The 20,458-nt window shown below is 65.0% G+C and carries 28 protein-coding genes and 1 other RNA gene (1 of these 29 cut by a window edge); 4 read left to right on the top strand and 25 right to left on the bottom strand.

Features of this window, described 5'->3' with window-relative positions:
* The 14 genes from Ga0080574_RS19175 to Ga0080574_RS26280 all read right to left on the bottom strand — a co-directional run bounded on the left by Ga0080574_RS19175 (position 1) and on the right by Ga0080574_RS26280 (position 8,437).
* The gene (locus tag Ga0080574_RS19175) at positions 1 to 552 is read right to left on the bottom strand and encodes a hypothetical protein (protein WP_076703370.1); all 552 of its coding nucleotides are present in this window, start codon (positions 550 to 552) and stop codon (positions 1 to 3) included.
* 7 nt (positions 553 to 559) lie between these two features.
* An RNA gene (locus tag Ga0080574_RS19180) (hammerhead ribozyme type II) lies at positions 560 to 623 on the bottom strand.
* On the bottom strand, positions 622 to 891 hold the full coding sequence (locus tag Ga0080574_RS19185; protein ID WP_076703372.1) for an HU family DNA-binding protein: 270 nt from the start codon (positions 889 to 891) through the stop codon (positions 622 to 624). The genes Ga0080574_RS19180 and Ga0080574_RS19185 overlap by 2 nt, the downstream gene beginning before the upstream one ends.
* 58 nt (positions 892 to 949) lie before the next feature.
* Positions 950 to 1,264 carry a hypothetical protein gene (locus Ga0080574_RS19190; protein WP_076703374.1) on the bottom strand — a complete coding sequence of 105 codons (315 nt, stop codon included), beginning with the start codon at positions 1,262 to 1,264 and terminating at the stop codon, positions 950 to 952.
* Positions 1,265 to 1,266: 2 nt separating this feature from the next.
* On the bottom strand, positions 1,267 to 1,929 hold the full coding sequence (locus Ga0080574_RS19195; RefSeq protein WP_076703376.1) for a DUF3164 family protein: 663 nt from the start codon (positions 1,927 to 1,929) through the stop codon (positions 1,267 to 1,269).
* Complete coding sequence (locus tag Ga0080574_RS19200; RefSeq protein WP_156876409.1) at positions 1,926 to 2,141, bottom strand: hypothetical protein; 216 nt, start codon at positions 2,139 to 2,141, stop codon at positions 1,926 to 1,928. Before Ga0080574_RS19200 ends, Ga0080574_RS19195 begins: the two co-directional genes overlap by 4 nt.
* Positions 2,134 to 2,427 (bottom strand): hypothetical protein, encoded by a 294-nt coding sequence (locus Ga0080574_RS19205; RefSeq protein WP_076703380.1) that lies wholly within the window; start codon positions 2,425 to 2,427, stop codon positions 2,134 to 2,136. The genes Ga0080574_RS19200 and Ga0080574_RS19205 overlap by 8 nt, the downstream gene beginning before the upstream one ends.
* On the bottom strand, positions 2,424 to 2,783 hold the full coding sequence (locus Ga0080574_RS19210; protein WP_237219286.1) for a hypothetical protein: 360 nt from the start codon (positions 2,781 to 2,783) through the stop codon (positions 2,424 to 2,426). Before Ga0080574_RS19210 ends, Ga0080574_RS19205 begins: the two co-directional genes overlap by 4 nt.
* Positions 2,784 to 2,791: 8 nt before the next feature.
* Entirely contained in the window at positions 2,792 to 3,382 is a 591-nt protein-coding gene (locus Ga0080574_RS19215; protein ID WP_076703384.1) for a hypothetical protein, read from the bottom strand.
* Positions 3,382 to 4,134, bottom strand: coding sequence for an AAA family ATPase (locus Ga0080574_RS19220; protein WP_076703386.1), 753 nt, complete (start codon positions 4,132 to 4,134; stop codon positions 3,382 to 3,384). Before Ga0080574_RS19220 ends, Ga0080574_RS19215 begins: the two co-directional genes overlap by 1 nt.
* 57 nt (positions 4,135 to 4,191) lie before the next feature.
* The gene (locus tag Ga0080574_RS19225) at positions 4,192 to 6,306 is read right to left on the bottom strand and encodes a transposase domain-containing protein (RefSeq protein ID WP_076703389.1); all 2,115 of its coding nucleotides are present in this window, start codon (positions 6,304 to 6,306) and stop codon (positions 4,192 to 4,194) included.
* Complete coding sequence (locus Ga0080574_RS19230; RefSeq protein WP_076706059.1) at positions 6,303 to 7,157, bottom strand: ParB N-terminal domain-containing protein; 855 nt, start codon at positions 7,155 to 7,157, stop codon at positions 6,303 to 6,305. Before Ga0080574_RS19230 ends, Ga0080574_RS19225 begins: the two co-directional genes overlap by 4 nt.
* On the bottom strand, positions 7,157 to 7,606 hold the full coding sequence (locus tag Ga0080574_RS19235; RefSeq protein WP_076703391.1) for a hypothetical protein: 450 nt from the start codon (positions 7,604 to 7,606) through the stop codon (positions 7,157 to 7,159). The genes Ga0080574_RS19230 and Ga0080574_RS19235 overlap by 1 nt, the downstream gene beginning before the upstream one ends.
* Before the next feature lie 285 nt (positions 7,607 to 7,891).
* On the bottom strand, positions 7,892 to 8,437 hold the full coding sequence (locus Ga0080574_RS26280) for a hypothetical protein (RefSeq protein WP_198039747.1): 546 nt from the start codon (positions 8,435 to 8,437) through the stop codon (positions 7,892 to 7,894).
* A 228-nt stretch (positions 8,438 to 8,665) separates the two neighbouring features.
* Between Ga0080574_RS26280 and Ga0080574_RS19245 the strand changes: the two genes are divergently transcribed.
* Entirely contained in the window at positions 8,666 to 8,932 is a 267-nt protein-coding gene (locus Ga0080574_RS19245; protein ID WP_076703395.1) for a hypothetical protein, read from the top strand.
* On the opposite strand, the gene Ga0080574_RS19250 is transcribed toward Ga0080574_RS19245, so the two are convergent.
* From Ga0080574_RS19250 to Ga0080574_RS26025, 3 genes are read right to left on the bottom strand one after another with little or no spacing between them, the layout of a single operon-like run.
* Positions 8,898 to 9,101, bottom strand: coding sequence for a hypothetical protein (locus Ga0080574_RS19250; RefSeq protein ID WP_076703397.1), 204 nt, complete (start codon positions 9,099 to 9,101; stop codon positions 8,898 to 8,900). The two genes, Ga0080574_RS19245 and Ga0080574_RS19250, sit on opposite strands and share 35 nt — an antisense overlap.
* Entirely contained in the window at positions 9,101 to 9,532 is a 432-nt protein-coding gene (locus Ga0080574_RS19255) for a hypothetical protein (protein WP_076703400.1), read from the bottom strand. The genes Ga0080574_RS19250 and Ga0080574_RS19255 overlap by 1 nt, the downstream gene beginning before the upstream one ends.
* Positions 9,532 to 9,792 carry a hypothetical protein gene (locus Ga0080574_RS26025; RefSeq protein WP_076706060.1) on the bottom strand — a complete coding sequence of 87 codons (261 nt, stop codon included), beginning with the start codon at positions 9,790 to 9,792 and terminating at the stop codon, positions 9,532 to 9,534. Before Ga0080574_RS26025 ends, Ga0080574_RS19255 begins: the two co-directional genes overlap by 1 nt.
* 87 nt (positions 9,793 to 9,879) lie before the next feature.
* Between Ga0080574_RS26025 and Ga0080574_RS19265 the strand changes: the two genes are divergently transcribed.
* Positions 9,880 to 10,578, top strand: coding sequence for a S24 family peptidase (locus tag Ga0080574_RS19265; RefSeq protein WP_076703402.1), 699 nt, complete (start codon positions 9,880 to 9,882; stop codon positions 10,576 to 10,578).
* Positions 10,579 to 11,548: 970 nt separating this feature from the next.
* On the opposite strand, the gene Ga0080574_RS19275 is transcribed toward Ga0080574_RS19265, so the two are convergent.
* The 7 genes from Ga0080574_RS19275 to Ga0080574_RS19305 are packed head-to-tail and all read right to left on the bottom strand — an operon-like array spanning position 11,549 to position 17,880.
* On the bottom strand, positions 11,549 to 11,821 hold the full coding sequence (locus tag Ga0080574_RS19275; RefSeq protein ID WP_076703406.1) for an amphi-Trp domain-containing protein: 273 nt from the start codon (positions 11,819 to 11,821) through the stop codon (positions 11,549 to 11,551).
* Positions 11,822 to 11,835: 14 nt separating this feature from the next.
* A complete protein-coding gene (locus Ga0080574_RS19280) occupies positions 11,836 to 13,140 on the bottom strand; it encodes a metallophosphoesterase (RefSeq protein WP_237219287.1) in 1,305 nt (434 codons plus the stop codon).
* Positions 13,141 to 13,171: 31 nt separating this feature from the next.
* Positions 13,172 to 13,858 (bottom strand): histidine phosphatase family protein, encoded by a 687-nt coding sequence (locus Ga0080574_RS19285; RefSeq protein ID WP_076703408.1) that lies wholly within the window; start codon positions 13,856 to 13,858, stop codon positions 13,172 to 13,174.
* The gene (locus Ga0080574_RS19290) at positions 13,851 to 14,927 is read right to left on the bottom strand and encodes an HprK-related kinase B (RefSeq protein WP_076703410.1); all 1,077 of its coding nucleotides are present in this window, start codon (positions 14,925 to 14,927) and stop codon (positions 13,851 to 13,853) included. The genes Ga0080574_RS19285 and Ga0080574_RS19290 overlap by 8 nt, the downstream gene beginning before the upstream one ends.
* Positions 14,924 to 15,805, bottom strand: coding sequence for a GAK system ATP-grasp enzyme (locus Ga0080574_RS19295; RefSeq protein WP_076703412.1), 882 nt, complete (start codon positions 15,803 to 15,805; stop codon positions 14,924 to 14,926). Before Ga0080574_RS19295 ends, Ga0080574_RS19290 begins: the two co-directional genes overlap by 4 nt.
* Positions 15,798 to 17,429 carry a phosphotransferase gene (locus Ga0080574_RS19300; protein ID WP_156876411.1) on the bottom strand — a complete coding sequence of 544 codons (1,632 nt, stop codon included), beginning with the start codon at positions 17,427 to 17,429 and terminating at the stop codon, positions 15,798 to 15,800. The genes Ga0080574_RS19295 and Ga0080574_RS19300 overlap by 8 nt, the downstream gene beginning before the upstream one ends.
* Positions 17,416 to 17,880: an NUDIX domain-containing protein gene (locus tag Ga0080574_RS19305; RefSeq protein WP_237219288.1), complete on the bottom strand. Its 465-nt coding sequence runs from the start codon at positions 17,878 to 17,880 to the stop codon at positions 17,416 to 17,418. The genes Ga0080574_RS19300 and Ga0080574_RS19305 overlap by 14 nt, the downstream gene beginning before the upstream one ends.
* A 69-nt stretch (positions 17,881 to 17,949) precedes the next feature.
* On the opposite strand from Ga0080574_RS19305, the gene Ga0080574_RS19310 reads away from it, so the two are divergent.
* The gene (locus tag Ga0080574_RS19310; protein WP_076703414.1) at positions 17,950 to 19,131 is read left to right on the top strand and encodes a GAK system CofD-like protein; all 1,182 of its coding nucleotides are present in this window, start codon (positions 17,950 to 17,952) and stop codon (positions 19,129 to 19,131) included.
* A 96-nt stretch (positions 19,132 to 19,227) separates the two neighbouring features.
* Here the strand turns inward: Ga0080574_RS19310 and Ga0080574_RS19315 are convergent, their stop codons facing one another.
* A complete protein-coding gene (locus Ga0080574_RS19315; RefSeq protein WP_076703415.1) occupies positions 19,228 to 20,268 on the bottom strand; it encodes an aldo/keto reductase in 1,041 nt (346 codons plus the stop codon).
* 167 nt (positions 20,269 to 20,435) lie between these two features.
* Between Ga0080574_RS19315 and Ga0080574_RS19320 the strand changes: the two genes are divergently transcribed.
* A protein-coding gene (locus Ga0080574_RS19320) for an AraC family transcriptional regulator (RefSeq protein WP_076706064.1) crosses the window boundary here: on the top strand, positions 20,436 to 20,458 show its beginning. Its footprint extends 883 nt past the window's final position; only the first 23 of its 906 coding nucleotides appear in the window; the start codon lies at positions 20,436 to 20,438; the stop codon falls past the right edge of the window.

Genomic DNA, 20,458 nt, shown 5'->3' on the forward strand with positions numbered 1-20,458 from the left:
TCAGCCGTCCTTCGAGCAGCGGGCGCACCGCCCATCGCTCTCGGCAGTGGGCTTAAACGCACGCTCGCAGAGCCGGCATGTCTCCATACCGGTCTCAGGCGATGGCGCCGGGTCTGGTTTCTTCTGATTACGGCACCAGGCGCCGTACTTGGCGCGCAGCTTGTACACGTTCACATTGAGCGCGGCAGCGATCTTCTTCATGTCGCCGCCATTGGCCAGCGCCTGAAAGGCCTGCTCCCAATCCGCGTCGCCCGGCGTGGCCCATTCCGGCCTTTCCTCGGGCTCAGCCTTCGGTTCGGCAGGCTGCACTTTCACCATCAGTTTCGCGGCCGTCTTTCCGGAGCTGGACCTCGCCTCCGGAACGGGCTCCGCCTTTGGCAGATTCAGCTCGGCTGCCCTGCTGGAGGCCACCGGTTTTGCCGCGCCGGTCTCCGCCAGGATCCCGTAGTAGCGTTCGGCATGCGCCAGGTCCCTAAAATTCGCAATCACGACCGGGATGATCTCGACAAGATCGACCGTGCCGTCGTCTCGGGTCTTCAGCTCATATCCCATTTTCATTCTCCGGCTGCTCATCAGGTCCGGGCCACCACGCCCGCACGACGCCCCGGCGGGGCGTTTCGCTCAGGTCTTGGGTTTCGACACCTTGAAGGTCAGGCGGCGCGAGGCGGCGATCTCCACGGGCTCGCCGGTGCGGGGATTGCGGCCGGTGCGCGCCGCGCTCTCCTTCACGACGAAGCTCCCGAAGCCCTGGAGGGTGACCTTGTCGCCGGCGTCTGCGCGATCAGAGATTTGTTCGAGCGTCGCCTCCAGCATGTCTTTCACGGCGGCCTGGCTGTGGTTCAGCCTCGCGGCGACGTCCTTGATGAGATCGGATTTCGAATAGTTGGGCATGATTTTTCCCTTTGGGTTGAGATGCCCCCCGGCCGGACCACCCGGCCGGGGGCGGGGGTCAGGCAGAGCCGACTTTGGCTTTGACCTGCCTGATCCAGTTGCGGCAGGCGCCGCATAGACCGGAGGTAGAGGAGGCGCGAAACCCGAGCATCGAGATGCTTGTTCCGTCGAAGCTCTTCCGGATGTTCGCCTGCGCATCCGACCGCGTGGTCAGTTCGAGGCCAAGGGCGTCCTGCTCTTTCCGGAACTCAGCATGCGACGCGGACCAGTCCGGCCCGGCGATCTCCGGGAGCTGTTCCAGGCGTGCCGCAAGCTGATCGGAAACCCGCAAGACATAGGCCGCGTCGTGGCCGTTCTTCATGGTCCGTCCCATCTTCACGCCTTCGCCAGGTCGATGGTGACGGTCTGCCAGGGTGCGTCGAAGCTCTCGCGGGTCTGGATGCGGTAATAGGTCTTCGATCCGACCACCCGGATGGCCTGGCGGATCGCTTCCATCGCGCGGTTCCAGCGCGAATCGTTCACGTCCATGCGCAGCAGCGTGAAGAGCAGCGCCCGGTTCACCTGACCTTCCTTGTCGGTGTTGAACGTCTCAGTGATCAGCGCGCGGATCTCGGGGCGGCTTTCTTCGGACCATTCGTTGAGGCACTCGTCGAGCAAGCTCTTGGCCACCTGAAGCTCCGGGCCGAAGTCGATCAGATCCGCAACACGGACCTCGACCTTCATCAGCCCGTCATGGGTCTGGTAGGTGCGGTTCCCTTTGGGTCCGCCCTTCGTCAGCTTGTATTCCTGCGCGAGGATCTCATCGAACGCCCCCAGATCCTCGAAGGTGTGCGCCTTGAAGCGCTTCACCTGGTCGGAAAGGGCCAGAGCATACCCCATGATCTTGCGCACCGTCTCGTCTTCCAGAAGGTGCTGCGGGCGGATCAGCTCGATTGGTGTCAGGTTGCCCTTGGCATCGGCCATGTAATCCTTGCCGTTGACCGGGATACGGCCGTCCGGCACCGGCGCGGGGGTGAAAGTCGTGCTGTGCTGGCTCATGTTTCAGGTTCCTCGAATGTGATCAGGAGGGTTTCGGGGGCGGGTGCCCCAGGCGGGATCGGCACGAGACCGAAGAGCGCAAGCGCCCCGGCCATCGCTTCTGTTTCTTCCATGCTGACCAGCGTGGCACCGCGCGGGCCGAGTTCATCGACCTTGCCCAGGCCTCGCGCGGCGTGGATCAGCATTTCGTTCAGGGTCCAGCGCTCAGGCATCGGTGCCCCCAACGACCTGGAGAACGGGATGACCGCTCTGGCGCTGGCGCATGTCGCGCACGGTGAAAACCAGCTGGATGAATTCGGCGCCGAGGCGGGCAAGCGCCGCGTCCTCGGTCCGCGTTCCAATGGGGTGTTCCTGCGCCAGCAGAGCCGCTGCCGCCACCAGGACCACCGCACCGCGTTCATCAGTTGACGATGCGTTCACAAGCTCCAGAAACTGTCGCTTCGCCGCGTCGCTGAAGTCGATGCGGTCGATCTGTTCCGTGAGAGACGGTCGGGTCATCGTGCGCCCTCCTTTCGCTTTCGCGGGCACGCATTGCAGGCGCGGAACATGCGCTGCCGCGCGCTATTGACGTTGGAATAGCTCCGGCTCTTCTGCTGCCAGTCACGGCAGACATTTGCGCGGATCTCGCCCAGGGCCGGGCAGCGCACCGTCGCGCGCTCGAAGACGCCGCGCACGACCTCCTCGACGGCTGTCATGTCGCCCCGGTACTTGTTGCGCAGCACGGCCGACACGAGTGAGGCGGACCGGTTCAGGCGTGCGGCGACCTTGTTCTGACTGGTCTGCGCGCATTCCGCTGCCAGGCGCTCCACCCAATCCGGCATCTCGCCGCCCCAGGCGGCGCGTGCGGTGTCCATCGGGCCCGTCATTCGCGCCCCTCCGGCATATACACTTCGCGGGTGTTGGGATCGTAGATGCGCTTGACCCGCTGCACCTGCGGCGGCTTCGGCCCGGTGTTCCGGATCAGCGAGTAGCTCGCGATCTGGCCTTTCGCCGGATCGGCTTTTTTCAGGACGCGCAGATAGCCGGTCGCCAGCAACATGGAGCAATAGCTCTTCGCCGTACCCTCCGGGATCTCGACAGTGGCAGTCTCAATCAGGTCGCGATAGGTGAACGTCTTGAGAATGCACATGCTGCGCCAGAGCTGCTCGGTGCTCTGGCCCTGCACGACCGCCGAGCCATCCTTGCGCAGGCGCGGCGCGTGATGCCCCGTATCGCGCAGCATCTGATAGGTCGAGAACTGGCCGCGGGCCTCCGCCGCAGCGTGCGAGACATAGCTCCCGGCCACCAGGCACCCCAGATAGTCACGGATGGTCTTGGGGTTGGCGCCGGTCGCGGCGACCACATCTTCAACCGTGAATGCATCCGATTTCTTGCGGATAGCCTGCCAGATCTCCTGGCGCCCGGGCGTGCCTGCACTGGCGGGTCTGCGCCCGCTCTTTCCTGCCTGTGTCATCAGATATTCCCCCTCGGACGCGGGGCTTCTCCGGTGAAGAACTCGACGTCTTTCACATCGGCCATACCGATGACCGTCAGATCCTCGCTCAGCGCGTGTTCGGAGAGCTTGCGCAGGTTCACGACGATCCGCCGCGCACGAGCCTGCGACCTCTCAAGGATCAGTTGCAAGACCTCATCGGAGATCTCAAGTCCGGGGCATTTCAGCCGCGCGAGCAGGCCAGCTTCGCGCAGATCGCAGGGCTGCGCCTGCACCCAGTCCAGCATCCGGTTGTGAACGCGCTCCCAGCGGGCGAGCGTCTGCGGGAGCATCTCCTCCCCGATCAGGATGACCGTCCCCCCAGCGGAGCTCTCGTAGAGATCGCGCACGATCCCGATCAAGCGGGGTTTCGCGAGAAGATGCGCCTCATCAAGGAGCAACGGGCGGCCGGATTTGGCAAGCTCCTCGCCGGCCTGCTCGACCATATCGCCGATGGTGCCACGCGGCTCTATCCCCATGGCCTCGACGATCTTCGAAGCGAACTTCCGCGCCGACCAGCTCTCTTTCATTTCGACATGGCAGCAATCGTATTGATTGGCATTCCATGCGGCGGCTTTGGTTTTCCCAAGACCGCTCGGCCCCGAAAAGCATGCCATGCCCGGCAGATCGTCGTCGCGGTTCCGAACCCGTTCGATCAGCTCCGTCAGCAGCATCACATTGCGCAGTGGCGCGACTGTCGTCACCCTGTTGACCATTCCTGCTCCGTCCATCATCTTCTCCTTGCTTCGTCATGCCGCCGTGGGGTCAGCACACCCCCGGCGGCTCCTTTGTCAGTTGATCGCCTGATCACCCCAGCTGTCGTAGCTCAGCCGTTGAGCCCGGTATTTCGGGAGCTTCTGCATTCGCGACAGGAACTCGGCGTCCTCCTCCGAAATCGGCTCGCCGGCCTCAGACCGCCGCTCGATATCCAGCGCACGGCGGAACCGATCTTCTGCAGTCTCGGTCTTGGCCTCGGGAGCGGGTTTCGGCTTGCCAAACTCGGCGGTGAACACCTTCAGGCGCTCGTCCGCCGCCGTATCCGGCACCGGCAGCGATCTCTGCACCAGCGGTTTGCGATGGCGCGCGGGCGCCATCTCCACCACCTTGGCCTCGACAAGCGGGGTTTCCGGCTGGGGCAGACGGTCGAGCTCCGCCGCGATGTCCTGCACCGAGACGGGCCGCATGGCGTCGAGCAGGGCCTTTTCGGCTTTCCTGCGCTGACGCTTCACCTTGGCGTGGAGCTTGGCGCCGACGAGGTCGAAGAACCCGACCTTCTGGCTGCACTCAGACATGCCCATAAACGCGCCAGCCAGAGAGTAGATGTAGACCCCGGCGTGCAGGTTCTCCGGATCGAAGCGCGCGACCACCTTCTCGCCCGCGTGTTCGTTCATCCAGTCGGCCCAATACTTATTCCGGTGCAGCGTCAGCTCGCCATGGGTGCGGTGCAGCTTGCGCACCTCCTGTCCCATAAGCCAAAGCCGGTGCTGTTCCGGCGTCGCCTTGCGGATCGGCGCGCTGGCATAGCTTTCGGCAAAGGTGTCGTCGAAGCTGCGGCCCTTGGCGGTATCCGTCAGACGGCCCTGACGCGCATTGTGATCGCGAATGCCCTCATCGAGAACGCGCAGGAAATCCTCCAGCGGGATCGCCCGCGATCCGTAGTCCTCCGGCTTTGCATCGGGCCGCTTGCCGACATAGGCCCCCGCAAAACGCGGATCGAGCGCAATCCGATCGGCAAAATCGCGGAACCCCCGTTCAATCGGCTTGGCTTGCCCGTGCGCTGGCTGGGCCCAGTGGATCTGGATGCCCATCTGCGGCAGCACGCCGAGCGCATCGTCGTCCCGGATTTTGAAGCGGAACCGCGTCGGCACGCCGCCGGTCAGCCATTTGTTCGCGAATTCCCGACCATTGTCGAAGAGGCAATGGTGCGGAATGCCCCAGGTCTCGACCAGCTCGCCAAAGGCCGACATGACCGCCACCTTGTTCGGGTCGAGATCGACGCGCCACGACAGGATCTTGTTCGAATAAAGATCCTGAAACCCCACGATCTGAGGCCGCACCGGCTTCTCGATCCCCGGCCACTGCACGAAGACGTCGATCTTGTGGCAGTCCGCATTGACCCCCTCCAGCGCGGTCAGCGTCGAGCGGTCACGGATCTGGGGCGGGAAGCACTTCGCAAGCCCGGCTTCACCCTCGCGTGCAAACACCTGGGTCACACGCGGAACGTTCTGATCGAACCAGCGCCGCGCGGTGCGCGGGGTCAGATAGGCCAGTCCCTTGGCTTTGCAGATTTTCACCGCGCGCTCATAGGAGCTGGTGAAGCTGTGCGGCCCGAGGCGGAGATAATCGCCCTTCAGCAGATCGAAGAACTCGGCCGAGGCCCTGGCGGTCACGCCCTTTTTCGAGGAGGCGCGGTGTTTTGGCGCGAGATAGGCCAGCCAGTCCGCCGGATCCACGCCCTCGATCCGCCTGTAGAGGTTCCAGATCGTCCGCTCGCTACACCCGTGCTGGCTGGCAACCATCCCGACGGCAAGGTTCTTCGTCATCGCGCGGCAAGAGGTCTCGACCTCCTGCACGATACGCAAGTTGCAGCGTGCTTTGTCCTTGGTCTTCTCCGGCAGCCCGTCGAACCACGCCCAAACGTCTTCTCGCCCGGTCGAGCCGCCCTCGGACGTCGGTGCGGTCGCGCGTCCGATCAGCTCGCGCTGTGCCCGCGAGGGAAAGAGGCGCCAGTGGTACTCCCAGCCGCCGCCACGGCCCGCCCGTTTGCGAGCATGCTCTGGATGTGCGCGCCAGTCGTCGCGCTTTGCCTGTGCCTCAACCCCCTGACGGGAATTCGCGAGGTCGGGCAGTGCCTGGGCGGCGATTTCGGCGGCGGTCCACCATTCCTTGGTCGGGGTCAGCGTCATTCGGCGGCGACCTCCGGCTTCGGCATCAGCTCCGACACGTCCTGGCCGAACTCCTCCAGGAACCGCCGCCGAGCCGCCGCCGGCGCCCGCCTCCAAGCCTCGGCAAGCGCCTGATACGCCTTGTCCGTCGGGTTGACTGGCGCCGGGGCTTTGCCCTCTTCATGCGCGATATGGCGGCGGGCTTCGGTCGCGGATTTCGCCTTCCCGTCGAAAAGCGTCAGCACTACACGCCGGCGCTCTGCCATTTCTCCGATCTTGGAGATCTCGGTCAGATCCTTGAGCGTGACTGGGCGCGGCGCGCGGCGCAGCAGCCCGACCTCTTCGCCTTCCAGGGCGACGCCGGCGGCGATGATGCGCTCGACCTGCCGCTTGGACATGCCGAATTTCTCGGCAGTCGCGGTGGCGAACGACACGATGTCGCTCGCCAGCTTTCCGGTATGCTGGTTGCCCTTGAACGCCTCAGCGCGCGTCTCCGGATGCAGCTTCTCATAGACCCGCTTGCGCTCGGCCAAGAACACCGCCGTGTCGAGCGCGTTCATCTCGGCACCGGCGAGGTTGTCGTCGATCTCCATCAGACGGGCCCAGTCATCGGTGACGTCGGTCCAGACCTTCGCCTCGATATCGTCCCAGCCAAGGCGCCGCCCCGCCTCCAGGCGGTGACCGCCCGCGATCAGGGCCAGAACACCATCCTTGCGCTGGCGCACATGGATCGCATCCTTCATCACCCCGATCTCATTGATCGACGCAATGAGGCTTTCGACACCGGCCTCGGTCACCGGCCGCAGGCGTTTGCTGGCATCCACATCGGCGATCCGGACGCGGGTTTTCTGCATCAGTCGTGGTTCGGCCATCAGCTGAGCCCCCATGCGATGAAGGACAGCCCGATCATTCCGATCACAGCGCAGATACCGGCCAGCAGATCGCCCCAGACACCTTCGGAAAACCGCCGCTCAGCAGCGCGAAGAGTTGCCCAGGCCGCGCGCAGGGAGGAGGAGAGGCGCGGCCTGGGCGCCCCGGCGGTGCCTCGGCCGCCGGGGTGACGATCGAAGACAGGTCCGTGAGTGGTGTCGATCGTCATATCGAGAAACGGGGCTTCATCAGCGCCGGCATGCAGCGCCTCGGCGGTCAGCGCATTGGCGTGATCGCTGACCATGCGCCCGGCACGTTGCACCGCGCCGAAGCTTTCCGGCTGGCGGGCCATGCAGATCAGGGTCACGCCCAGGGCAACACGCTGTTCATCCGGAAGCATCTGCCCGACCTCGCGGGCTCGCTGAATTACATCGGCATGACAGGTCAGCATGTGAAACCTCCGAAGGAAAAGCGCGGGAAAAGGGCTTGCGCCAGGCCACACGAGCGAGCAGGTGCGGCGCGCGGCCTGACGGGCTCACGCAGGACAACGGCAGCAGCCCGGCGGAGACGGATGTTGGGCGCAAAGCTCATGCGACCCCCCAGATTTTGTGCTATGCGACTCGGGGACCCTTTGCGGAACCGGAAGGCGTGCCAGCGCCTCCCGGCTCCTACACCCCCTTCTGCCAGAACCAGAAAAGGATGATTCGAAATGCTGGAGACCATCACGACACTCGTCTCACTGACCAAGGCCGCGATCGGGACAGCAAAGGGGGCTGTCGACCTCGGAAACAGCATCAAGGAGGTCGTCGACAAGCCCGACGTCGACACCACCGCCCTCCGCCAAACAGTCTCTCAGCTTCTCGACGAACTCATCAGATTGCAGGCCCAACAGCTGACGATGCAAAGCGCGGTTGGACAGCTTAGCGAGGAACAGCGACGCATCGAGCGCTTTGAGCGCAATGCCGACCGATACATGCTCAAGCGGACGGAACAGGGGTCGCTTGTTCGCGAGCTCAAGGCATCTCACGCCGATGGAGATCCCATTCATTGCGTGTGTGCAGAGTGTTATGAGAAACAGGTCATATCTTTCCTGCAACCGGTCGCGCACAACACCTTTGAATGCGCGCGCTGTAAAAGCCGCGTCTTTATGCCCGACGGGAACGACATCGGCATTCGCGTCGCTCGATCTCCTCTCAGCACCCGATGGGATATCCATGACCCTTACGGTGACGAGTGACGCGGGCTGCGGTTCTACAGTGCTTTTCTTGTTGTTCTCAGCCATCACGACACCTCTCCTTCGGGAATGAACGGGCGCTCGATCCCGGCAGGCCAGGCGGGCTCACGCGGGGCAACGGCAGCAGCTTGGCGGGGAACGACACCCCCTAAACTGGACCCCCGGGCCTCCCGGCCGCGACTCAGGTCAGTTTCGGTTTTGCGGCGGCGAGAGGTGTAACCAGCACCCCCCGCCACCTGAGCCCCTGAGTACCCAAACCACCCAAGGACTGTTCGAATGAAGAAGCCGAACGAAAAGAAACCCCTCCCCAAACTCGACGAGCTGATGGCAGACATCGGCAAAAACCCGGACATGGCCAAAGCAACTATCGGCGGAGTTGTCCTGGGCCTGATAGGCAGAGGAGAGGCGGTATCGCTCGACGCCATCAAGCTGGAGCTTGAAAAGACTGCGAGCGGGTCTGGAGACGGCAGTGGGCCAAGCGCGGCCCTGGCAAGAGGCGCCCTAAAGGTCATCGGCGAGATCCCCCCGTCACGGGAAGATTGATCTGCAAGACCAGCGCGACAATCAGAGCAATGAACGCGTCGTCGCCTCCCAGCTCTTCGTTGCGTCTGCCGCGCTCTGCGAGAATGTCGCGGAGCGCGGTCCAGGGGTCTTCAGATCCCTCGATATGCGCGACCGCTCTGGCGAATTCGCCTTCGAAACACTCGGCCATCACGACACCTCTCCTTCGGGGATGAACGGGCGGTCGATCCCGGCAGGCCAGGCCGCGCCTGCCGGCCAGATCGACGCGAAGTAGTGGCGCCCCACATGCGCTGTCAGGGGATGAAACCCCACCGCACCGCGCCGCACGCGCTCCAGGGCGCTCAGAGTGGACTTGCGCACCCCGAAAGCCCCTCTACGCCACTCGTAAAGCGGGCCTCGATATGCCGGGCCATTGGCCTCCTTGAGGATCACGCCGGTGAGTTCGGTATAGGCTCGGTCAAGCGCACGAAGATCGTCAGCCGCCCGACCGTGTTCGGGAGAGCGGGCTTGGCGGGCGCGGTCCGGTGGCAGGGAATGCATCGCCAGCCTCAGGACAGCCATGCTGCCGCGCAGCTCGCAAAGCGCCTGCGACAATTCGGGACGGATCACAGGGGCAGCCATCACGCTGCCTCCTGAGGCTTGGATTTCGACGGGCGAGGGATGTCCTGCGGCCATTCCAGATCGGCGGGCCAATTCTCCGAAAACCAGCGGATCGTTTTCGCTAAGCGAGCAGTCGTCATGTCGGCCTTACCTTTGCGGTAGAGCCGGAGCCGCTTTCCATCACCCAGCGCGTATGTGGACACGGTCGACTCCTTTAGGCCGGTATGTGCCGAGTACGCTCCTGCAAGCGCTGAGATCGTTGAGATGTCCTGTGTGCTCATGTTCGCCTCGGTATCGTTACCGCATATCATGCACGGTAACGATACCGATAGTCAAGCAAGATTATTTTCGGTAACAATACCGAATCAATGGACGCGCAAAATCAGCTGATTCAGGCAATCGAAGCCAAGCTCGCAGAGCTCAAGTTGCGTCCGTACGCGGCGGAGCAGCGCTTTGGCTTACCAGCGGACACACTGAGGAACATTTTGCGTGCGCCGGTTAAACCGGATAGCAAGAAAGCTGGCCCAACTCTGGCAAAGGTTGCGGATGTTTGCGCTGCACTGGGACTGGAAATTTATATCGGCCCGCCGCGCGAGACGGGTATGCCACCACCACCACCGCCAGAGGGTGCCTTCGCCAACGTTCCTCTTCACGAAGCCAGTCTCGCGGCTGGGGCCGGTTGGGAAAATGGTACGGAAGAGATAGTAGACTACCTGGCCTTCCGCAGGGATTGGCTTCGAAGGATCGGTGTGGCGCCTACGAATGCGGCACTAGCCCGCGTTGCTGGCGACAGCATGCAGCCGACTATCTGGGCTGGTGACATGGTGCTGATTGATACGACAAGGACCGAAGTCGCGATACGAGGTGGGACTTCGTCCCGACGCCGCAGCCCGATCTATGCGATCCTCGACGATGGCGCCGCTCGCGTGAAGCGCATTGAGCGCCCTCGCGAAGACCAGGTCATTCTTCTGTCCGACAATCCAGATCATGGCCCTGAATTTACCGACGTGCAAACCCTCTCCATCATCGGCAAGGTGATGTGGTGGGGGCATACGAGTAAGGAGTGAAGACCATGTCTCGAACTAAGGTGTCACGTAAGGTATTTTCTTGCGGCCTGCTCTTAAGCGCATGGCTATCACCACAAGTCTGCGCTGCGGATTGGCAGTATACGTCTTGGGGGGATGCGCCAGATCAGGTGGTTGCCGCTGGTCCTGACATGGCTGATCTCAAACTTAGTGCAACAGGGGCCGATACCCCCTTTGGAAGGGTCATGATCAATGGATCTTACGCTGCAATGGGTTTGCACGGATACGTTAGCTTCGCATTTCACGAGGACCAACTTTCCGGCGTAATCTTCAGGTTCGCAGGCAAGGACAGTGTCAGCGTGCTTATGATGTTGCAGGATCAATACGGAGCACCGGACATGGAGCCAACCGCCATCAGAGGTCCGGAACAAATCTGGTTCTGGCGGGATGAGGCTTCGGGTAACAACGTGCGATACATCCATGTGCCCGCCAGCCTAGAGCCAGACGCTCTGGTCTATACTCCAATTTCGAGCGGTGACCTGTCAGGGCTTTAGGGCTGGCGTTTCCGCGAAAATCCGTTGCATGTTCGGCGGCAGGGCGCGGCGCTCTGCCCCACACTCAAGATGCTGATGCTTAACGGCTTTTCGGAACATGCAACGCCTCATGGCAACATGCAACGCCGTTTGCATGTTCCGACACTTGGCGGCGGCGCTGAAGATCCTGCAAGATCCGCCTCAAACGCCTTGTTTCATGGGCTCTGACACGCTCCCGGCCGCCTTTGCACGCGTCACCGTCAAACAGCTCTGCATCGCCCTTTCAGGCCCGTTTTCCGGTCTACTGAAAGACATCCTGCACAGCGCCCACGGAGCGCCCGAATCCTCCCCAAACGCCTTTTTTACAAGGCCCATCCGGATACTTCCGAGGTCATTCCGCCTCTTCCGGCATCACTGAAAGAATGTCTGTCACAGTACAAGCGCAACAGAGTCGCGTTCAGCTGCCGGAAAGCACGATGTCAGCTCTCGATACGCGGACTGCCCTTGCGCTGAACCGGCGCCTCCGGATCCGCCCAGGAGACCCGCAGGCTGACCTCGCAGCGGCCGTCTTCACGTTCGGCCTTGATCCGCAGGTTCAGCAGGTCGGCGGTCTTCAGAACAAGCTCTTCCTCGCCGTCGCCCAGATGCATCTCGCCCTTCGAAAAGCCCTTGGACAGCGCCGAGAGCAGGGTCTTGATCGTCTTCGCGTCCTGAAGCGACTCGTGGGTGAAGCGGCGGTTTTCGTCGGCCACGCGGCTCTCCTGTTTCAGCTCATGCGCTCGGGGGCGAAATGTTTCGCCGCCGGGTAATCCCGGCTCAGACCGATCACATCCCCGCTGGGAAAGATCAAGGTCGCGCCGGCGCCGATGCCGTCGAGCCCTTCGAGCGCGCGGGAGGCGCGGTCGAGCGTGACATCGCCCTCCAGATGCAACAGCCCGCGCTTGGCCAGCAGCCGCTGGCCGCTATGGCTGTTCACATGGCCCTGAACCACCATGTGAATGCCCGCGCGGTGCAGCGCGGTGACGCCGCGATCCGTCAGGTCGCAATCGGAGGCGCGGTATTTCGTGCGCACCAGATTGGCGAGCGGGCCGAAATAGAAGCCGAGCGAGGCGCGCTCGGCCTCGGCGCGGTAGCTTGCGTTGACCGCCGACGGCCCCTCGGTCGCCAGCAGGGCGCACATGATGTCGCAGAGCCCGGCATGCACAAAGAGCAGAGAGCCGCTGCGCAGCACCACATCCATACTGTCGTAGAACCAGGCATAGGCGCCGCCGGGTTCGAAGAACACCTCGTGGCACTTGAGCGCGGCGGCGAGGATGTCGCGGCAGCTCAGCCCGCTGCGGGCGCGGTCGCGGTCGAATTTGCCGAGCTTTTCGGTGAGCTTGGCGATTTCCTTGTCGATGAGCTTCGGATGTAGCTCGGCCTCAGCCGCGCGGGCGAAACGCGCGGGCCAGTCCGGTCCGGGCAGCAGGCGGGCGCGGCAGCGTTCCTCATCGGGCAGGGCGGTAAGATCGGCATCGGTGACGAAGCGGTCGCGCACCTCGCGCAGCGCCGGCAGGATCTTGCGGCCCATGCGGGCAAAGAGATGTTCGGTCAACGCCGCGCGCGGGCCACGCAGTGCCGCCACCGCCATCCGCATGCGCAGATCGTGATTGCCGGCGAGGATATGCAGCTCGGCGCCGGTGGCGCGCAGCGCGGCGAGCGCGTCGAGCAGGGCGAGGTTGCTCGGCCCCTTGTCGAGACTGTCGCCGCCGAGCACGATCCGCGCCTGTTTGCCGAAGGCGGTCAGCGCGATGCGCCCGCGTTCGCGGCGGATGACGCCGCCGGCGATCAGCGAGCGCAGGAAGCCTTCGGCATCCGCATGCGGATCGGAGACGAAGATCACCGGACGTTCGGGCCAGCGCCAGCCGCCATGGGCGCGGGCGCGGTCGAGACAGGCGGAGATCTGCGGATGCGCCTGCGTGCCGGGCCAGGGCGCGAGATCGCGCGGCAGGTCGGCAAGGCAGGAGTCGGTGTCGAACATGGGCGGCAGCAGCGGCGCGGCTGGCGGGCGGAGATGCGGCTGATAGGTCAAGAGCGGGCCTTTCCAACGCGGCCGGATCCCGTCAGTCGATCGGGGCCTCGCCTTTGGCCCTGACCTTCCATTCCCCGGCCAAATGACGCCATCTACCATCGCTGTCGTGACAGATCAGTGACGGTCTTGCATGAAACATGGAAAGCTTCGGGATGTCGTCAAGCGCCAGCAGGCCAAGATGGTGGCAGGCATGGCGGAACGAGGCGCCGTGGCCGACATGGATCGTGAGCATCCCGGGCCGGGCGATCGCTTGCAGGTGGTGGGCCACGCGCCGGCCTGCCTCGGTGAGGCTTTCGGCACCTTCCAGCGGCAGGCGATAGTGGCTGTTGGATTTCCAGCCGGGGGGTGGCGGGCCATAGCGGGGGTCGTCGCGCAGCACCGCCTCGATTTCCTCCACCGTCAGGTTTGCCGCGCTGCCGAGGCCGCGCTCGGCCAGCGCCGGGGTCTCCTTGATCTCGGTCACGGCGAGGCCATGTGCGCGCAGCCCGTCGCGCAGCGCATCGGCGGTCTGCCAGGCGCGGAGCTGGTGGGAGCAATGGATGACCGGGGCAGGAGAGAGATTATGCTCTGCAATCATCGCCGCCAGCATGTCGGCCCCGGCGCGGGCCTGGGCCAGCCCCTCCTCGGTGAGCGGGAAAGGCTGGCGGGCGGAGGGCGCGCCGGGGCGCTGGTGATAGGCGCCGTGGCGCAGGAAGGCGATATAGGCGGGCTCAGCCATCGAAGAGCTGCCGGCCATGATCGGCAAGCGCGTCGAAATCGACGCGGCCCGAGACCTCGAAGACCCGCACCCCCGCCAGCGCCGCGAGATAGCCGGCGGGATCGGGGGTATTGCCGTTCGGTTCGAAAGGCCCGTCGCGATGCTGGTAGAACGGGCCGGGGCTTTTCATGATGGCGCCAAGCAGGTCGGGCCGGTCCGCGATACTCACCTCAGTAAGCCGCGTGGGCGCGTCGCTGCCATGCTGCCAGTTCAGCACCCAGAAATCGCTGAGCGGCGCGTCGTAGCGGATGCGGCCGGGGCCGTAGATCTCGGGCACGATCAGGTCGTGTTTCTCCTCCAGCGCCCAGAGCTCGGCGGGCGGCAGCGCGGCAAGCTCGGCGCGCCGTTCGGGCGAGAGTATGCCGTGCAGGCGCGGGTTGCCGAGGATGGTGCCGGGGTTAATGCGCGGATGCTTGGGAATCCCCAGCGCTTGCGGCGGATCGCCGGCGCGGATCAGCACCCGGTCATTGCTGACAAAGCGTGTGCCGGGGATCTCCATCATCCGCAGGATCGAGGTGGATTTGCCGCCGCCCGAGAGCCCGGCAATGGCCAGCGTGCGCGTCTCGCGCGTCACCGCCGCCGCATGGCAGAGCTGCCAGCCGTCCCGCAGGCAGGCGGAGAGGATCTGCGTGTTGATGAAATTGATCACCGTGCTGACATTGTCCTCCAGCGGGCCGAAGGCCATCGCCGCATCGGGCGCCTGAAGGAAGGTGACGCCGCTGCGCACCTTGCGGATCAGCCGCGCGCCCTCGAGATCGCAGATCGCATCCTTGCGGCCCGCTTTGCCGGGCTCGCGCTGCCAGGCGGTCCAGTCGGGCTCGGCCGCCAGCGCCTGCCCGGGCAGCAGATGCACGGCGATGTCTCCGGGCGTGTCGCTCAGCGCGTCGGCGAAATAGGCGGTCAGCGCGTCGCGCAGCGTACCGGGACAATAGACAGAGAGGGTGACCGCGCCGACATCAAGGTGAAAGGGCGCGGCGCTCTGCGCCGGGGCGAGATCGAGCCGGGCGAGTACATCGGCGGCATTTCTCATGTCGAGACCTCCGCCAGCACATGCTCGGCCACCAGCGCTGCGGCGTCGATGCCGCAACCCTTCTGCGCGCCGCTATAGCCGCCGAAGGCCGAGACCTCGAAGACGATCGGCCCCTCCGGCGTCAGCGCGATGTCGACGGTGGTGAAGGTGAGCCCGAAGGGCGCCTGCGCGCGGCGGCCCAGCTCGATCAGCTCGGGGCTCGGATCGTAAGGCGCGTATTTGCCGCCCGAATGGATCGTGGTGTTCCAGCTTCCGGTCTGGCTGACCCGCGCATAGGTGCAGAGATAGCGCCCGTCGAGAAACACCATGCCAAGGTCGTGGCCGGAGAGATCCGCCTTCTTCTGGATATACATCACCGGGTTCTCCGCCCGGAACGCGGCGATCTGCGCATCGGCATCCGGGTCGCCGTCTTCCAGCAGCAGCATGCCGCGCGCCTTGGTGGAAAAGAGCGGCTTGAACACCGCCGCGCCGTAGCGCGCGAGGGCGGCGCGGGCGGCGGTCTCGTCCTCGCTGATCGTGGTGGGCGGCATCGGGATATCCGCCACGCGCAGCGTCATGGTGCAGGCCAGCCGGTCCATCAGCCGCAGCACATTCTCCGCCGGGCTGAAGATCCGCACCTCGGCGGCCTCGGCCATGCGCAGCATCTCCAGCCGGTCGAGCGCGTCGGGGCTGTAGTCTTCGGCGATCTTCTTCAGCACCAGCCCGTCGAGCGCGCAGAGATCGACCCCGTCGCAGAGCAGCGTGCCGGCGTCGAGATCCAGCACCGCGCGTGCCATGTCGATCACCAGCCTGTGGCCGGTGCGCGCCTGAAGCGCGTCGGCCAGCGCCTCGGTCGACCATTTTCCGGGGGTGCCTATGACCCCGATCCTCTTAGTCACTGAACAGGTTCCTTATGGGCAGTCTGAACCGCGCCTCCTTGCCCTCGGGCACGGCCAGCGCGGTTTCGAGAATATAGCGGGCGCGCAGCATCATCCGGCGCGCGTGGTCCTTGTCGACGACAAAGCGCGTCGAGCTGGCGAGCGAGCGCGCCAGCCCCAGCGCCAGCCGGTATTCAAAGGTCGGATCCTTCTGCCGTCGGGCGAATTTCGCCGCCATGCCGTGCATGTCGGTGGCGACCCGGGCGATGCGGGCGCGGGTGCCGGCATCGAGCACCTGAAGCCGGTAGTTCGACACCATGAAGACCGAGACATCCTGCACGTAGTCCATATAGCGCGAACGGTGCAGGTCGATGAAGCGGATCTTGCGGCCCACCGGATCGTAGATGACGTTATCGAGATTGAAATCGCCATGGATATAGACCGAGAACGGCGCCGCCAGCGTCGCCTCGCGCCGGGCGCCGGCGGCGATCAGCGCGTCGAAGCTCTTGACCGTCACGCCGTTCACGCTCTGCGCCCCGCGGGCGTAGCGGGGATGCAGGCGGTAGACATCCTTCATGCGCCTGGCGAGCTGCTCCATCGCCTTCATCTCGGCGGGCTCGTCGGTGCGGGTCTGGCGCCAGATATCGCCCACGGTCTTGTGCAGCGCCTTCTGCGCCTCGGCCAGCGCCGCGTCGCTGGCGCCAAGCACGATATCCTCGAAGGTCTCGCCCTCCAGATGCTCGATCAGCAGCGCCGCCGATTTGCCGCGCCGCTCATATGACAGGATCTCGGGCGCGAGGCCGGGATAGACCGAATTCCAGCTCTTCACCCCGACGCGCTCTTCCTTGACCTTGCGCCGGTCGCCGTCCTTGAAGACCGCCGTCACCGTCTCGCCCTTGCCGTTGCGCAGGCTTAGGCTGGAGATGGCGCTGCCCGAGCGCGTCTCGGCCAGCGGCTGGAGGCTGATCTCCTCGTCGCGGGCAACCCCGTCGAGCACGCTGCGCAGGGTGAAATAGCGCTCGAACTGCACGGACTGGCCGATATTGATCGACAACAGCGCCTCGCTGATCGCCAGAAGCGCCTCGCCCATGCGGTGGATCTCGTTCAGCACCAGCAGCCCGTGGGCGAGGTCCTCGGTATGCTTGGTGCCCTGCATGTCGCGGGTATAGGTGCGGAACAGCCGGTCGTGGAACCCGCCGAGCTCGGCGCGGGCCTCGCCGATCTCCACCGCAAGCTTGCTGTCGCCGTCCCGCAGCGCCTCGCCGATGCGCGCCACCGTCGCGCGCACCCGTTTGAGCGGGGTCACATAGGTCTGGGGGCGCAGCAGCTTCTGCCGCTCGGCGCGCTCGGCATGATCGACGGCGCGCCGGCCCAGCCGCGAGATGAGATCGAGATTGCGCGCGATGGTATCGGCGCCCTGGAGACGGAGCCGCTTTGCCTCGGCGCGTTTGCCGCGCATCATCGCCGCGAGGCAGGCCTTGCGCACGCGCGCGGAAAGGTTGTGCGAATAGCCCGCCCGTTGCACCAGTTGCAGCGCGGTCTCGCGGCGCGGCGCCTCGAAATAGCCGATCAGCCGGGTCAGCTGCCCGTCGAGCTCGGCCAGCAGGAAGGACATGTTCTCTTCGACCGCGTCAGGCAGGGGCACAGCTCAGCCTTCCCAGATAGACCGGCGCATCGGCGCGGCTCAGCGCGAGATCGTAGCGCGGAAAGAACGCCGCGCCGGTCTCGGTCGGGTCCACCCATTCCGTCGCGATCTGGCGCTTGTCGGGCTTGCTGCCCATCCGCGGCACGTAGCTTTCCGGCACGGCGCAGGCAAAGAGCGTCTCGACCAGAAAACGCCGCGCGCCGGGGCCCTCGCGCAGCACATCGGCCACATGCAGCACATCGCCGATCACCGGCGCCACGCCGATTTCCTCGCGGCATTCGCGCAGCAGACACTCCTGCATGGTCTCGCTGATCTCCTGCCGTCCGCCGGGCAGGGTGAGATAGCGGTGTCCCGAAGGCCACGCTTTCACCTGCACGAGCACCAGCGGCCCCCGGCGGATGACAGCGCGAACTGCCGGTCGTATGTAATCGTCAGGTATCATAAGGGTCATATGCGCGTTATGTGCCCGGTGTGAAAAGCTGTAATCGGCCCCCTTCGACCAGCCGGAGATGAATTTGCCATGACATCGCTGCATGTGGAGCGCGAATTGCGGCTTCCCGACGATCTGCGGGTGGCGCGGGCGCAGAGCACGCCGCATCTCGGGCCGCGTATCCTGTTCTTCAGCGGCGGCAGCGCGCTCAACGGGATTTCGCGGCAGTTGAAGCAATTCACATTCAACTCCATGCATCTTATTACACCCTTCGACAGCGGCGGCAGCTCGCAGGTACTGCGGCGCGCCTTCGACATGCCCGCCGTCGGCGATCTGCGCAGCCGGCTGATGGCGCTGGCGGACGAATCCGTGCTCGGCCAGCCCGATGTCTATGCGCTCTTCAGCCACCGTCTGCCGAAGGACGCGCCATCCCAGGCGCTGGAGGCCGAGGTGGCGCGCATGCTCTCGGGCAAGCACCCGCTGATCGCGGCGATTCCCAAGCCGATGCGCCAGCTCATCCGCTCGCTGCTCGGCAGTTTCGCCGCCGAAGTGCCGGCAGGGTTCGATTACCGCAATGCCAGCATCGGCAACCTGATCCTCGCCGGCGGCTATCTCGACAACGGGCGGGCGTTGGAGCCGGTGCTGTTCCTGATGTCCAAGATGGTCGATGTGCGCGGCACCGTGCGTGCCATCGTCGACGAGAATCTGCATCTGGGCGTCGATCTCGCCGACGGGCGGCGCGTGGTCAGCCAGCGCCTCATCAGCGGCAAGGAGGCGCCGGCGCTCGACAGTCCGATTGCGCGCTGCTTCCTGAGCGACGGCGAAGGCGGCGGGCCGGTGGCGCGCGTGACCCTGCCGAAGCGGAACCGCAAGCTGATCGAGCAGGCGGATGTGATCTGCTACCCGCCGGGCAGCCTCTATTCCAGCGTCATCGCCAATCTGCTGCCGGCGGGGGTGGGCAAGGCCATCGCCGCGCGGCGCGTGCCGAAAGCCTATCTGCCGAGCCTCGGCGCGGATCCGGAGGCGCTTGGCCACAGCCTCGCCGATCAGGTCGCGGCGATCCTGGCGCCCTTGCGCGAAGATGCAGGCGGCGATGTGCCGGCGGCGCGGCTGATGACCCATGTGATCTGCGACAGCTCGGTGCCGGAGGCAGCGTGCGCCGAGGTCACGGCGCGCCATGGTATCCCCTGCATCCGCCTGCCGCTGAAGCGCGAGGGAGAGGCGAAATACGATCCGGCAAAGATCGCGCGTATCCTCGTTTCGCTCGACTGAGGGGCCGGAGGCGCGGCGCACATATATATGTGTGTGCGTGACACATATATATGTGCAACGGGCGCCCGCCCGTCCCAGGGCGGGCGCGTGAGTGGCTTATCGCGACGTGTCCTGCATCAGCTCGCCGCGATATTCGCTCTGACGCTCGATCATCCAGCCGGGATATTCCGCCGGCAGCCGGGTCACCGCATCGAGCGCCTCGAGCTCTTCGCCGCTCAGCGAGACATCCGCCGCGCCGATATTGTCGGCAAGCTGTTCGACCCGCTTGGCGCCGAGGATGACGCTGGTCACCACCTTCTGGTGCAGCAGCCAGGCCAGTGCCACCTGCGCCACGGTGCAGCCCTTGTCGACAGCGATGGCCCGCATCACGTCGATGGCGTCATAGGCGCGTTCCTTGTCGACCGGCGGGAAGTCGAAATTCACCCGACGGCCCTCGGCGGTCTTGCCCTCGCGGTCGAACTTGCCCGACAGGAATCCGCCGGCGAGCGGGCTCCAGACCATCAGCCCGATTTCTTCGGCGAGCAGCATTGGCGCCAGCTCGCGCTCCAGATCGCGGCCCGCCAGCGTATAGTAGGCCTGAAGCGAGACGATGGGCGCCAAACGCCGCGCCTCGGCGATGCCCACCGCCTTTACCACCTGCCAGGCGGCCCAGTTCGACAGGCCGAGATAGCGGACATGGCCCTGCCGGACCAGCGTGTCGAGCGCCTCCAGCGTCTCGGTGATCGGCGTGGCCGGATCGAAGCCGTGGATCTGGTAGAGGTCGATATGATCGAGCTGGAGCCGCGACAGGCTGGCCTTGGCCTGATCGAGGATATGTCCCCGCGAGGCGCCGCGCGCGTTCGGGCCGTCGCCCATCGGGCCCAGCACCTTGGTGGCGATCACCACATCCTCGCGGCGCACCCCCAGCGATTTCAGCGATTGCCCGAGGATCTCCTCGCTGCGGCCATTGGCATAGATATTGGCGGTGTCGATAAAGTTGATGCCCGCGTCGAGCGCGGTTTTCAGCAGGGCATCGGCCTCCTCCTGCCGGAGCTTGCCGACCTGGCCCCACATGTCGTCGGCGCCGCCGAAGGTCATGGTGCCGAGGCAAAGCTCGGAAACAAAAAGGCCGCTGTGGCCGAGACGACGATAGCGCATGAATGCTGTCCTTGTGTTGAAGCGGCGCGGCAGTGATGCGCGCCATGCAATGAATGTGGGGCCCGCTGCGCAACGCCGCGCCGCCGATCCTCGCGAAATCCTGCACGATCCTCTCATTCGCCGCTCCGGCGCTGGTCTTGGCGGCGCAATCGGGTCACTTTCGGCGCATGGACCAGTCCCGTTTCGAGTC

Source organism: Salipiger abyssi, assembly GCF_001975705.1.
Classification (GTDB): domain Bacteria; phylum Pseudomonadota; class Alphaproteobacteria; order Rhodobacterales; family Rhodobacteraceae; genus Salipiger; species Salipiger abyssi.